12 protein-coding genes are annotated in these 14,181 nt (G+C 37.4%); 6 read left to right on the forward strand and 6 right to left on the reverse strand.

The window, feature by feature from the left end; translation table 11 throughout:
* Position 1: 1 nt before the first annotated feature.
* Positions 2–808: a diadenylate cyclase CdaA gene (cdaA, locus tag BMS_RS10080; RefSeq protein ID WP_014244711.1), complete on the reverse strand. Its 807-nt coding sequence runs from the start codon at positions 806–808 to the stop codon at positions 2–4.
* A 91-nt stretch (positions 809–899) separates the two neighbouring features.
* Here cdaA and BMS_RS17400 point away from each other — a divergent pair, with 91 nt between their 5' ends.
* Complete coding sequence (locus tag BMS_RS17400) at positions 900–1,319, forward strand: secondary thiamine-phosphate synthase enzyme YjbQ (protein WP_075053421.1); 420 nt, start codon at positions 900–902, stop codon at positions 1,317–1,319.
* On the opposite strand, the gene BMS_RS10090 is transcribed toward BMS_RS17400, so the two are convergent.
* Positions 1,316–3,256: a sigma-54-dependent Fis family transcriptional regulator gene (locus tag BMS_RS10090; RefSeq protein ID WP_014244713.1), complete on the reverse strand. Its 1,941-nt coding sequence runs from the start codon at positions 3,254–3,256 to the stop codon at positions 1,316–1,318. The genes BMS_RS17400 and BMS_RS10090 overlap by 4 nt on opposite strands.
* Before the next feature lie 247 nt (positions 3,257–3,503).
* Here BMS_RS10090 and BMS_RS10095 point away from each other — a divergent pair, with 247 nt between their 5' ends.
* The 4 genes from BMS_RS10095 (at position 3,504) to BMS_RS10110 (ending at position 7,609) form a co-directional block, all read left to right on the forward strand.
* Positions 3,504–4,442, forward strand: a complete 939-nt coding sequence (locus BMS_RS10095; protein WP_014244714.1) for an adenosylmethionine decarboxylase — start codon at positions 3,504–3,506, stop codon at positions 4,440–4,442.
* Positions 4,443–4,445: 3 nt separating this feature from the next.
* Positions 4,446–5,306, forward strand: coding sequence for a polyamine aminopropyltransferase (gene speE, locus BMS_RS10100; RefSeq protein WP_014244715.1), 861 nt, complete (start codon positions 4,446–4,448; stop codon positions 5,304–5,306).
* Positions 5,299–5,769 carry an EVE domain-containing protein gene (locus tag BMS_RS10105; protein WP_014244716.1) on the forward strand — a complete coding sequence of 157 codons (471 nt, stop codon included), beginning with the start codon at positions 5,299–5,301 and terminating at the stop codon, positions 5,767–5,769. The genes speE and BMS_RS10105 overlap by 8 nt, the downstream gene beginning before the upstream one ends.
* Before the next feature lie 124 nt (positions 5,770–5,893).
* A complete protein-coding gene (locus BMS_RS10110) occupies positions 5,894–7,609 on the forward strand; it encodes an ATP-binding protein (RefSeq protein WP_014244717.1) in 1,716 nt (571 codons plus the stop codon).
* A 1-nt stretch (position 7,610) separates the two neighbouring features.
* Here BMS_RS10110 and speA read toward each other — a convergent pair whose 3' ends face one another.
* The 3 genes from speA to BMS_RS17015 form a co-directional block, all read right to left on the reverse strand.
* The gene (gene speA, locus BMS_RS10115; protein ID WP_014244718.1) at positions 7,611–9,518 is read right to left on the reverse strand and encodes a biosynthetic arginine decarboxylase; all 1,908 of its coding nucleotides are present in this window, start codon (positions 9,516–9,518) and stop codon (positions 7,611–7,613) included.
* Positions 9,519–9,520: 2 nt separating this feature from the next.
* Entirely contained in the window at positions 9,521–10,435 is a 915-nt protein-coding gene (speB, locus tag BMS_RS10120) for an agmatinase (RefSeq protein WP_197536767.1), read from the reverse strand.
* Between the two features lie 130 nt (positions 10,436–10,565).
* Positions 10,566–11,666 carry a M14 family zinc carboxypeptidase gene (locus BMS_RS17015; RefSeq protein ID WP_157765752.1) on the reverse strand — a complete coding sequence of 367 codons (1,101 nt, stop codon included), beginning with the start codon at positions 11,664–11,666 and terminating at the stop codon, positions 10,566–10,568.
* A gap of 114 nt (positions 11,667–11,780) precedes the next feature.
* Between BMS_RS17015 and BMS_RS10130 the strand changes: the two genes are divergently transcribed.
* Positions 11,781–12,662, forward strand: a complete 882-nt coding sequence (locus BMS_RS10130) for an ATP-grasp domain-containing protein (RefSeq protein WP_014244721.1) — start codon at positions 11,781–11,783, stop codon at positions 12,660–12,662.
* Here the strand turns inward: BMS_RS10130 and BMS_RS10135 are convergent.
* On the reverse strand, positions 12,659–14,167 hold the full coding sequence (locus BMS_RS10135; RefSeq protein WP_014244722.1) for a phospholipase D-like domain-containing protein: 1,509 nt from the start codon (positions 14,165–14,167) through the stop codon (positions 12,659–12,661). The two genes, BMS_RS10130 and BMS_RS10135, sit on opposite strands and share 4 nt — an antisense overlap.
* Positions 14,168–14,181: the final 14 nt, after the last annotated feature.

Below are 14,181 nucleotides of genomic sequence, written 5' to 3' on the forward strand. Positions count from 1 at the left end.
TCTAGTCCTTCAACTTTATAGGTTTTAACTTCTCATCCAACTTCTCATTGGACCAAACGTGCTTGAGGTATTGACGCAATTGATTTTCATTTCCACAAGAATAGAATGTTCCATCAATACAGAGATTAATTCTTCCTGTCTCTTCACTCACTGTCACAACTATGGCATCAGAGATTTCAGATATCCCTAGTGCTGCTCTATGACGAGTCCCAAGGTGGCGATCAATTTCAATATTATTTGAAAGCGGAAGAAAACATCCCGCCGCTGCAATCTTTCCATCTTGAATTAAAATGGCACCGTCGTGAAGTGGAGATGATGGTTGAAAGAGTGAATAGATTAAGTCGGAGTGTATCTCTGCACCTAATCTTGTCCCAGTTCCAACTATATTTTCAAGTCCATGCCTTCTTTCAAAAACAATGAGGGCACCAATCTGCTCTCGACTTAAAACACCTGCCGCCTCTACGACTTCTTCAATTTCTAGATACTCAGATTTATTATTGAAGATTCCAAAAACTTTTCTTCCTGTCCCCACATTGGCAAGGGCCGAACGCAATTGATCTTGAAAGAGAATAATAAAAATAATCACAAAGTAATCAAAGAAGTGAGTAAGAATCCAATTCAGTGAATAAAGCTTATAATAAAGGGATACACCATAGAGTCCAAGAACGAGAACCAGACCAAGCATAACTTGTAGGGCCCGTGTCCCCTGCACGATTCTTAGAATTTGATAAAGAATAATAGATACTATTGCAATATCCATTACATCTTTAATACCAATCTGTTGGTAGAGAATTTCAATAATTCCCAAAGGGGCTCCAATTTTAAATTACTATAATCAACTATCGACATTTTGCGACTAAATATTGAGAATATTGTGATAAATTAACTAAAGGAAGGCAATTGAATTATTCAACAATCAAGTTAAACACTCGTGGGAGAGATTCTACAATATCACTGATGAAGTCCAAAAAGAGCTTTTAAAGCTCAATTCTAAGAATGAAAGCGGCATCGCTTATCTCTTTATCACTCATACAAGCTGTGGACTAACAATTAATGAATCCTACGACCCGAGTGCTAGAGAGGACCTTGAGAGTTTCCTAGATCATATTGCTCCTAGAAATCTTCCTTTTATAAAGCACACAGACGAAGGTGAAGATGACTCTCCCTCTCACATGAAAACAATGCTCGTAAATCAAAGTATGTCATTTATTGTTGATAGAGGGGAACTTATTCTTGGAACTTGGCAAGGGATCTATCTCTGTGAATTTAGAGATAGTCCCAAGCAAAGAAATATTTTGATAAAATTTGTGGCCGATTAAGCTGCTTTCTTTTCTTCTGTAACTGTCTCCTCTTGAATTCCCTCAAGGACGTTACTAGATTGAAGAAGTTTCTTTCTTAAGGCCTCTCTAGAGATTCCCATCTCTTTTGCGGCCTTAGACTTATTGCCATTATTTCTCTTAATTTCGGCCATGATCATCTCTCTTTCAATGAGGGCCACTCTATCTTTAAGAGGAAGTTTATAATCAGCAACATGAGGTACATTGCCAAACATTCTTCTCTTACTACCTGTATCTAGTAATGGAGAAGCATTATTTTCTAGGGCAACCTCTGTAATAATATGGGCCTTTGGATTGTAAAGTACTGCGCGCTCAACACACTTCTTAACTTCAGCAACGTTTCCAGGCCAATCGTAGTCTTTTAATTTATCAAGGGCCTTCGGAGAGAAGTTCTTAAGCAGAAGACCTTGTTTCTTACACTCTACTTTTAAGAAGAAATCTACGAGTAAATCAACGTCTTCGATTCTTCTTCTAAGAGGTTCCATATAAATATATGCACTCGATAGATACTCATAAAGATCTCTATCAAACTCTCCCTTATCGACTAGCTCTGCGAGATCCTTCGTAGAAGTGGCGATCACGCGGGCATCGATAGACATAAATGTCCCAGGAATTTTTCTCTCGTTAAATACACTCATTAACTTTCTCTGCTCTTTAATAGAGAGAGAACAAATATCGTGAAGAACAACTGTTCCACCCTTTACTTTGGCAAAGACATTCTTATCCTCTGCTCCCCAGAGTTCTTCATAGAGATTATCTCTAATAGGCTCTTCACAGCGAATCATTTCAAATCCCTTTAGTCCTCTACATCCTTCGTGGTGAAGAATTTTAGCAAAGAGAGTTTTCCCCACACCTTTTTCACCATGAACAAGCAGAGGTGAATCTAGATCTTTTGTTTTTATGATGGCACTTCTAAGAGAGGCCACATGAGGCGTCTTACCAATGAGAGCATGCTTTCTATCAAACGGAGTCGAAAATCTTCTGATCTGACTAGACTCAGACATTGGATTATAGTTATGAAATACTGAAGAGAAAACAAGTGCGAGAACTTTCATCGTCTTCTCATCTTCAACAGTAAATCTGTCTTCATTTCTCTTATTGAGAATTTGAATAACACCTATAATTTTATCTTCACGGTTATGGATTGGATGACAAATGATTGACTTTGTCTCATAACCAAACTGTAAATCGAATTGATCGTTGAATCGGCTCTTATCATCTTGAATATCAATATTAAGAGCAACACCAGTAGTAAAAACTGATCCAGCAATTCCTAATCTATAATCAAATTTTAATTTATCTTTATCTACACCGAGTGCTCCAACCGCCTCAAGTTCATTACTCTCAGGATTGATCAAAAAGATTGATGCTCTCTGCGCATTTAGAATACGGATAACTTCTTCTAGCATTGTATCTAAGAAGCCTTCTTTGTCTCCAAAGAAAGTAATATCTTTAAATAGTGATAGTAGTAGAGAGAACATTTCAAAACCATCACTGGCCTTAGTGTACTTCTCTTTAAGAGCTGAATCGATGAGGCACTCTTTTAATCTATCTGTAGAAAAGCTCATTACATATTGCTGTAAGAACTTACTCAGTTCGCGGTCCGCCTCTAGCTCAATTCCATAAATAATATGTTCATCTTCGATTGAATCTGAAAAGGCCCTAACTACAGTTCCTGTAATATCCAAATGATGACGCTTGAATTGCATTGAAATTGTAAGCTCGTCACCTACACTAATTCTCTGCCTGGTAGAAAAACCAAGACCCGTCACACTAATGTCGATAAGTTTGGCGTCATCGATATACTTTCTCTTACCTAACTCATCTTCTTCCTCAACCAGGAATCTTAAATCATCAGCGTCCTCTACCGGAATTCTAAATGATTGGTAGAATTTAAACTCTGAAAAGCTAGCAAGCATAATATCTCCTAATGGATGTCTAATCCTCTTGGATTACGTGAATTATCTCTAACTATTTCGGAAAATAGAGGAAAATACTTAAGCAATATGCCTAAAAATTGTGGCAATATTCGTAATTTCAATAAATTAGCATAGATAAATGCTCTTTTTTACTCTATTCGGGAAAATAGAGTTACGAAAATATCTAAAAAATGATATTTAGGGCCTTATATATATATTTGATTTTTTTACATTTAAGGAGTGGGCCTTGTTCTTTGAAGGATCTGAAAAGAAGGCAGAAGTTATTGTTAATCTCGAGGGAAAATCTCTTCGTGAAATCGATCAAGACTTCTGGTCTAAGTTAGTTGCAAAGTGTGAAGCGACTATTTTATCTAAAATTTCTAATGAAAAATGTGACGCCTATTTATTAAGTGAATCTAGTCTCTTTGTTTTTGACGATAGATTTACGATTCTCACTTGCGGTCAAACTATTTTAATAAACTCAATTCTCTACTTCTTAGAAAATCACGATAGAGATTCTATTGCACAAATAATTTTCCAAAGAAAGAATGAGTACTTCTCTCACCTTCAAAAAACTCACTTCCTTGATGACGTTAAGAAGATCCAGGAATTCTTTGAAGGGAGTTCACTTCGCTTTGGACATATGGACGCTCATCACAACTACCTCTTTCACCTTGATAAAGAGTATAAACCACAAAGTGATGATAAGACCTATGAGCTACTTGTCTACCATATTGCAAGTGACGTAAGTAAAAACCTTACAAGTGGTAAGTTAAATGCAACTGAGATAAGAGAATTATTGAAACTCGATCAGATTATACCTGGTTTTGAAATCGATGACTTCGTCTTCCAACCTTTCGGTTATAGCTTAAATGCTATCAATAAGGATGGTGAGTACTTAACTATTCATGTGACTCCGCAGGAAGAGTCAAGTTATGTAAGTTTTGAGTCTTCAATTAATCTTGTAGAGAAGGCGCCAATTATCCTTGAAACTCTGCGCCCACACGCTTTTGATTTAATGACTTTTAATCCACAAGGATATGAGAATAGCTTTGAATCAATTCCTGCAATTTATCAAAACCAAACATTAGTAAGAGAAAGTATTAGCTGTGGCTATAATGTAGAATTCGCACATTTTTCTAAGAATGAGCGCGAAGTCTTTGCCGCATATAAAATGGAGATATAAGAAATGAAATCTAGTCTATGGATCGAAGAATTTCAAAGCGATCACTCATCATATAAATTTGAAATTGAAAAAACTCTCTTTTCGGGACAAAGTGAATTCCAAGCTGTCGACGTTGTTCAAACGAAGGGACATGGAAAAATGCTCTTAAATGATGGACTTATCATGGTCACAGAAAGAGATGAATTCGCTTACCACGATATGATCGCTCACGTACCTCTCTTCGTTCACCCTAATCCAAAGAACGTACTCGTTATTGGCGGTGGTGATGGCGGAACAGCTAGAGAAGTCATCAGACATCCAGGCGTTGAAAAGTGTACAATGGTAGAAATAGATAAAATGGTTGTGGACGCTTGTATTGAGTTTATTCCACAAACGTCTAAAGACCTTACTGGTGATAGAGTCAATCTTATCATTGGAGATGGTGTTAAATTTGTAAAAGAAACGAAAGAGAAATTTGACGTTATATTAGTAGATTCAACAGATCCAATTGGTCCGGCGACTCCTCTCTTTGGAACTGAGTTCTACGAAGATCTAAAGAATTGTTTAAGTGACGATGGAATCGTTGTTTCTCAGGGCGAGTCTCCTTGGTATCAAACTGATATTCAAAAGGGACTCATTAAGATACTAGACGGTGTTTTTAATGACGTATTCCTCTATACTTTTTCAAACCTCACTTACCCTGGTTCACTTTGGTCATTTACTTTTGCTACAAAGAAGTACCATCCAGTGAAAGATTTTAATCCTAATAGAGTTACAGAGTCTGGATTAGATTTTGACTACTATAATAAAGGGATTCATAGTGCGGCCTTTGCTCTACCTAGCTTCATCAGAAAGAATCTAGAAGGACTCATCAAGAATGACTAAGAAGTATTGGCTCATGAAAACTGAGCCCGATACATTCTCGATTGACGACTTAAAGTCTAGGCCAAATAAAACTGAAAGTTGGGATGGTGTGAGAAATTATCAGGCCAGAAACTTCATGCGCGACGAGATGAAAAAGGGAGATTTAATTCTTATCTATCATTCAAGTTGCAAGATTCCAGGAATTGCTGGAATAGCAGAGGTCGCCAAAGAGTCTCACCCTGATCACACCTGCTTTGATAAAACATCTAAATATTATGATCCAAAATCTAGCGAGGAAAACCCTCGCTGGTTCATGGTATCAGTTAAGTTTAAAAAGAAATTTAAAAACTTTCTTCCACTCAATGAGCTCAAAGAGCAAAAGAAATTAAAAGATATGCTCCTTCTTCAAAAAGGAAGCAGGCTCTCTATTCAGCCTGTGACTAAGAAAGAATATGACTTCATAACTCAAGAACTCGCAAAATAATATTTACATAGAACTAAAATCTTTAGATGTTCTTTAGTTCTCCAATATAAATAGGCCTAGACAGAATAATAGGCCTTTTTTTTATTCTATCTATAAGCTCAAGAAATCTTTATAATAAGTAGGCATGGAAACAAAGAAGAAGCTCCAATATATTTACATTCTCACACTTACACTTGTTATTGGGACTCTAATCTTCTTTGCACGCTATCTATTCTATTCTCAATTTGAAAACCTCGAATATAAGAAGATAAGTATTAATAACGATCTCGTTCGAAATGAAATTCTAAAAAACCTTGGTGAGATCAATTTCAAAAATAAAGAATGGTCCAGTAGACAAACAATCTATGAGCTCATGGAGAAGAAAGACTATAGAACTCTTGAGAAGAACCTCAACCTCTCTGCACTAAGAAATTTAAATATCGATTTAATTCTCTATGGTGACGAAAGAGAATATATCAATGGATATAATCTAAGTTATGATCACGATTTCTCTTCAATAGGACTACAGCAAGTACCTACTGAACTAATTAAGAAAATCAACTATGATGAGTATTTAAAAAAGAACGAAGAAATTTTAGAAATCTATGACCTAAAAGATTTTGGAGTCTGGCTTATCTCTGAGATACCTATTACAAAGAGATACCAAGTCAATTCAGTTGGAAAATTACTAATGGCAAAGAAAATAGATGCCAGCTACTTTAGACGCCTTAGTCAAAACCTTGCAGTTAAAGTCTATTTCAAAGGTGTTGAGAATGAGAAGGCCGACAGTACCTACCAACTAGATAATTTCTTAGTGAGCGACAATTCACTTGAGCTCGCAAATAATAAATTCTTTGTCTACTCCATCTTTCATACTCCAGAAATACTTATCGCAGGAAAGAGAAGTTTCTCTCTCTTTCTAGTTACTTCGTCTCTAATGATCATTATTATTCTAGGACTTACTTACTACGTCTTAAATAGAAGTCTCTTTAATCCAATTCTAAACTTACAAAGAGAAGTTTCTAAACTCGACTTAGATAAATTAAAAGAAATAAAACAACTTAGTCACGACAAAGAAATAAGTGAATTAACTCAGACAATCAACTCACTGATTAAGAGAGTAAAGGAAGATTACGAGCTTCTAGTACAAAAAGGTAAGCTCGAGTCCCTTGGTCTAATGGCAGGGGGAATTGCCCATGAAATTAATAATCCCCTAACTATACTCAAGACAAACTCTTCTATTATGCTTAGACACTTAAAAGAGAGTAATGACCTAGCTAATCAAAATATAACCACTAAAGTTGAAAAGAATTTAAAAACAATTGATCGAATCGCTGATATTATAAGTGGGTTGCAGAGAATTTCTCGTCACTCTTCAGAGGACGAACTTATCACTGTTGAAGCAAAGAATATTATTAGAAATATCGAAAACCTTCATACAAGTATTGTAGAAGATAGAAATATTGTAGTTGAGTACATCATCTCAGAACATAGTCTCAAGTTTAAAGGTCTCGAGCAACAAATCACACAGATTCTTATCAACCTCATAATGAATTCAACTCACGCCATTAAAGATATGGATGAAAGATGGATCAGAGTGGAATTACTTAGAAGAGATCATCTTGTCATCTATAGAGTGATTGACTCAGGACATGGAATTGATAGTGAAATAAAAGATAAAGTTATGGAGCCATTCTTTACAACTAAAGAGATAGGCAGAGGTACTGGCCTAGGTCTAAGTATCTGTAAGAAAATTGCACATTATCACGGTGGAGATCTCAAGTGTCTTGAGGGCGAAGCCAATACAACCTTTGAGCTCTCAATTCCAATTCTAACAGAGAGCTCAACGAGTGCAGCTTAGTTTAAGATTCTAAGTAAGTATAACTTCTAAGACAGTCTTCATAGAAATCAACTAACTTCACACCTCTTCTTGGTTGAATCTTTCCTCTTGCAACTTCTCTATCCACAACCTTCTTTAAAGAGTAGGCCATATACTGTGGATTGTACTGCATTGTTGAGAGGACTTTCGCACAAGACTGTCCCTTTATAACTTCTTCAATATAGAAACCACTTTCATCTTCTTCATCTTTAAAGACGTGAACTTCATTGAGTCTTCCAAAGAGATTGTGCATATCCCCCATCACGTCTTGGTAAGCTCCAGTTAAAAAGATTCCTAAGTAATAATCCTCTTCACCTAATTCATGGACCGGAAAAGTCGTACGATGGCCAGTTTCATCAATAAACTTATCAATCTTACCGTCACTATCACATGTGATATCAGCAATTGAGCAATTCACCGTCGGCTTCTCATGCAGTCTAGTAATCGGAACAACAGGGAGAACTTGCCCAATGGCCCAGCTATCCGCGGCCGATTGAAAGACAGAGAAGTTACATAGATACTTTGCAGAGGTATCATCAACTAAGGACTGCAGCTCCTCTGGAACTTTATCTGAGTCAATAAGCTTTGAAGTAATATAATTTAAAACTCTTGTATAAATTGTTTCAATCTTTGCTCTTTCCTCTAGAGAAAGAATCCCTAGCTTAAAAGCATTGAGAGCACTTTCTTTTAATTGAATAACATCATTATAAGTTTCTTGTAGTCTCTCATTATTGTGAAGATCTTCTTCTAGCTCTCGCATATTGCTAACAAAGATATGCTCTCCCGTAACTTTCTTCGTATTAAAATCTGAAGTAGCGTCAATCTTACCAATTACATTTGTTACAACACATGAATGGTGAGCTGTTACTGCACGACCAGACTCAGTTACAATATTTGGGTGAGTCACGCCTTCTAAGTCACAAATTTGTTTTAAACTATAGATCACATCAGCAACGTATTCACTTAGAGAGTAATTCGTAGATGAATCATTAATCGTTCTCGTTCCATCATAATCAACACCGAGACCACCACCAATATCAAAGTACTCAAGAGGAACACCGGCCTGAACAAGCTTAGCGTAAATTCTTCCGCCCTCACTGATCGCCTCTTTAAAAGATCTGATCTCAGGAATCTGTGAACCTATATGAAAGTGAAAGAGCTTAATGCAATCACCAAGACCGTTTGCCCTAAAGAGCTCAACAGCTTGAAGCATTTCTGAAACAGAGAGACCAAATTTGGCCCTCTCACCAGAGGAGCCAGACCATCTTCCACAGCCTGGAACACTCATCTTTCCACGAAGACCAATAAGTGGCTCTACACCAACTTCTTTACTGAGGCGAATAATCTTCTTTATCTCTGAAAATTTCTCAATCACGATGATAATCTTTCTTCCCACTTCTCTTCCAAGAAGAGCAAGCTTCATATAATCATCATCTTTATATCCATTTAAAATAGTCAGGGCCTTTTTACTGTCGTTCATAGCAAGTACTGCTAGTAACTCAGGCTTACTTCCTGCCTCAAGGCCGTAATCATACTTAAGACCAGCGTCGATAATCTCTTCAACGACCTCACGCATTTGATTCACTTTAATTGGGTAAACACCGTAGTAGCGACCTTCATAATCATATTCTTCAATCGTTTCTCTAAAGACTTTATTAATGAGTCTAACTCTTGAGCGAAGAATATCGTGGAAGCGAATAACTGCAGGAAATTTTACTCCCTGCTCTTTCATCTCTTTGATGACTGAGGCAATATCAAACTCTCCAGACTTCTTAGACTCTGTTCTAACAGTTAAATTACCAAGAGAATTTACAGAGAAGTAACCTTCACCCCATTGATTAATCTTATATAATTTCTTTGAATCATTTATAGTCCACTTACTCATGGTCATTCCTAATTTAGTGCAATTAATAATTCTCGTACAACCTTGGCCGCAAAGACATCACTATTTCCTGTCGGATCAATAACGGGAGATAATTCCACCACATCACAACCAACAAAATTCTTATTCATCAAGATCTTAACAAAGGATATGAATGAATGGAAATCTTCTCCACCCGGCTCCGGTGTTCCCGTACCAGGAAAGAAGCTAGGGTCAAAGTAATCGAGATCAAAAGTTAAATAGATTGGTCTATCGTTAGCAATAGAGCTTACCGCTTCTAAAAAATCAGCACGAGAAGTTTTAATTGTTCCATGCTCGTGCATCCAATTAAATTCATCTTTAGTACCAGAGCGAATTCCATACTGAATCAATTCATGTCCATCTTTAAAATGGTCAAGTGCTCTTCTAATAATAGAGGCATGAGAGTAATGATGTCCCAAGTAGCCGTCTCGAAGGTCTGCGTGAGCATCGAGGTGAATGACCACCAGATCATCATATTGATCTAAGTACGTTTTTAGAGGAGCGAAACTAATTGAATGCTCTCCACCAAGAGTGAGAGTTTTGATTCCACTCTCTTTTAGATCTACATCACTGAAGATCTCTAAGAACTCATCTGTTGCCTGCTTCCAATTAGCGTCGGCATCATCACTCGTTCCCACATTTAAATTTCCAAGGTCGTAGAACTTACGAATTTCATCGGTACCACTTTTTAAGTAGGGAGAATAATCTTCGATTCCATCACTGATGATTCTAAGAGCATCGGGTCCGTCTTTTGTTCCCTTTCTAAAACATGCCGTTCCATCAAAACCAAAACCAATCAAATGGGTAGCATTTGCATGAAGCTTATCAGTCCAATGAGAGTTCAAATAAACTTCTTCAGGTCTTTGCAACTTAGGTAGAGAATCTTTAATAATTTCAGTGCTCAAGCGGCGAACTCCTCTCGTCATTTTAAATGTATTGTCTTAATTTCTTTGATTAATTCACCTTGTAACTTACGTCAAGGGAAATAGCCGAAGTCGTTAAAAATACAGATAATTCTTACGAATAGGTTAAAATCTAATTTGTTGAGACATCATCTTCATCTGGAAGAGTCGCCACCTCAACTTCCTTCTTCATGTCGTGAAGAATCGCCGAGTGAATGGCATCTTTAAATGTGGCCCAATACTTCTTGTGCTTTCTATTATCTGATGTAGGAAGCTCCAACGTATAGGTAGGAATATTTCTCTCATTTCCAGCATAATTTCCAAGACTACCTGGAAAGAAAGGATAGTTTTTTATCTTATATCCATTGGCCATTTTACTCATCTGTATGAGGAGCTCTTGGGCATTGGGAACAACAATCTGTGCGCCATCGTGATTGTGGGAGTGAAACTCTGGTCCATCATAGTCGAGAATTGAAAGTGGAGCATGAACCGTAATAATCTTTGATGGGTTATATCTTTTGATAAGGTTAACTTGAAAAATGGTCTCTTGTTCACTAAGAGGTCTCTCACCTGGGTAGCGGCGCTTGTCACTTCTATATCTTGTCTTCCATAGTCTTAGTGCGTCCCTATTCCAGTCCTTAGTAGGAAAGTTTCTATTTACATCAACACCCCTAGCGTTTGTTCTCGTAGGACGTCTCTTAAAGAAAGAGTCTGGTGTTACAATTGGGGCCACAACAACAAGCTTATCTTCTAATTCTTCATGGCCTGGTAAGTGACCGTTTACGACTTTTTCTAAGTGGTGAATAATATCGAAGCAGAATTTAATTGGCGTAATCTCATCACCGTGAACTCCACAAAGAATGAGAGTCATATCTTTAGGGTTAGATGACTTTTGAAGTTCTTCACTTCCATAGACTGTCCAAATCAAAGGATCACCTAAGTGGGACTTTCTCACATTATTCCACTTAATATTCATGCAGCGGCTATAACCCCAGCCCCAGTGACGAAATTTCTTCTCTATTTTCTTACAGTAATTTGAAACCACTTGGTTTTGAGGAAGCTTCTTATCCCAAAGAGGCTTCTTTACAACTTTCTGGACTTTTACAGGTTCAGCAACAGGAGCCTCTTTAGCTTCAGTAGTGCTGATCTTCTTAGACTGTGCACTCGTATTTGAGTCATCTTTATCAAGAGTCATAAAGTCTGTAATACTGGAACATCCGTATAGTAAACTCAATAATATTAGACTGATATAAACTCTTGTCATTTTCTACTCGATTCTTGTGTTAAAATATATCCGTATTATAACCTTTTAATAACACTAAAAACACCCTTTTTGAGGGACTTAACTATGAAAATACTCGTAATTTCTAAGAATAGTCAACTCTACTCCAGCGCTAGATTGCTGGCAGAAGCCCAATCATTGGGCCTTGAGTCGAAACACCAAGATATTTACCAATCAAGTCACTGGAGAGAGAATGAGCGCAGTTCTTCCACTGTGGTCTTTAATCGCTACTCAGGAATTCTCTTCGACGACTACGATCTACAACTGTGCCAATCTTGGAAGAATAAGGGCTCACTTATTTTAAACCCAATTGAAGAGTTGCAAATTTTTCGAGACAAACTTTCCTCCCATATCTTCTTAAATAATCTCGAACTTAGTTGCATTCCCACTAGGGCCATTAGAGGAGCGCTCTCTCGTGAGGAGATCGAAGAGGTCATAGACTTTAACGATATCCCGGGCCAGTGCCCAAATGAATATATTATTAAACCCACTAGAAGTAATAAAGGCCTAGGCATGAGTTTATGCCGTGGTATAGACTCTCTCTACACTCAACTAGAGAGCTACTACCACTTTGGTGACCAGCGATTTATTATTCAGCCTAGGATGAGAGGTATTAGAGAGTACCGCCTCTTTTTCATTGAAGATCAAATTATTGGGGCCTTTGAAAAACACGCTAAGAGACAGGATGAATTCAGACTCAATGCCCAGCGCAGTGAGTGCTTTGCAATAGAGCCCGAAAATTTAAGTGAAGAACTTATCAGTTTCTTTCAAACAATCAGACGAAATACTCACCTCTTCTACGGTGGTATTGATATTCTTGAAACCGAGAATCAATTCTTTATTTTAGAAGTTAATCCGTGTCCAGGCTTTGAGACATTGGAAGAAGTTTGTAAGGTGAATGTTGCAAAAGAGCTCATCTCTAGAGTCCACCAGAGTATGGTTAACTAGAGCATGAAATCAAAGAGATTTGATGGTCCTTTGAGAAGATAGTAGAGAACTTTCTTTCCAAAGCCTACTCTGTGAAAGAGTCTCTCATCAATTGAATCAGGATCCTCTTCAAGATCTTTCTTAGTAATGAGAATTGAATCTCTCTCTCTTTGCTCAATATCAAAGCGAAGAGAATCAGCAAGAGGTCTATTTCCATCACAGAAGAAGGCCAATTCAGCGGAGAAGTTATAACTTCTTGGATCAAAGTTAAATGAGCCAATCATAATAGAGCTGTAGTCAAAAACTACTGACTTGGCATGTGTTCCCCAGCGCGAATACTGAACTTCATGATTAATGGTTTGATAATCAGTCTGAGTATCTCCACCGTAGAGGAAAATATCCATCCCAGTATCTAACCACTCGTTGGCAATAGAATTAAAAGCCGCGGAAACATAAATAGCATCAGTACTGTAGAGATAATTTGTAAGTAGAGTTGTCTTAACTCCCCTTTTAAGTGCATTCTTTAGAGTTGTCTCTGTTTCATCATTAACAATAAAGTATGGACTCTCAATTTGAAGAGAACTCTTAGATTCGTTAATTCTCTTATAAATTTCTTTCTTTAATATTCTCTTAGTCTTACCTGTATCGTGTGAAAGTGGTCTATCAGAAACAAAGCTTGCATTAGTACACTCACCATAGAATTGCCCGTGAGCATGTAAGATAGAGAGGTTTCTAATTTTCTCTCTCAGATCAACTCTCTCATTATCTAGAGAAACAAAGCTCTTGGCGAAGTCCTCTTTCTTAGTCCACGCTCTTAAATCACTCTTATACTTTGCGCGTCCTCTTGCCGTGCGAGAATTTCTTCTATATTGAATGTCGTTCTTCTCTGGCATCTTCTTTCTCTTAACCGCCACAGACTCTTTTGATGTCCAGATACTTTCAAAACTAAGCTCTACGGCATCGACTAAGTCACCTTCAATCCATACATCGCGATCAACAAAGTTATACTCCGGACTTAAGTCAAAGTACTCATCACCAATATTTCTTCCACCAATGATTGTTTCTTTACTATCGATCGTGAGGGACTTCTTGTGATTTCTCCACTGAGCTTCAACAACTCTAAAGAGTGGAGTTGGGTTGTAGTATCTAACTTCAATCCCCTCTTTTCTAAGCTCGTGAGCGATGAACTCAGTATAGTCCTTTGCCCCAACGAAGTTATCAATGAGAAGTCTTATTTTTACGCCCTTTCTCGCTTTTTTAATAAGTGCGTGAGTGAGCATCTGACCTGAGTCATCGGCCCTCCAGATGAAGGTTTCTAGATCAATAGTCTTAGTAGCCTTTTCAATTAGCTCTAATCTCTTTTCAAGAGCGCTATATCCGTCATTTAGAATGAGAACTTTTTGGGGATTTTCAGATCTAACATCAAAGTCACTGTCACTTCTATCTAAACCCCCATTGCTTGCATGGGAGAATTGAAGCCCTAGAACTAGGAAAAAGAATGTTATTAGAAGTGGCGATCTAAACATAATAGGTATTTATA

Origin of the sequence: Halobacteriovorax marinus SJ, from assembly GCF_000210915.2 — a bacterium.
Lineage (GTDB): Bacteria > Bdellovibrionota > Bacteriovoracia > Bacteriovoracales > Bacteriovoracaceae > Halobacteriovorax > Halobacteriovorax marinus.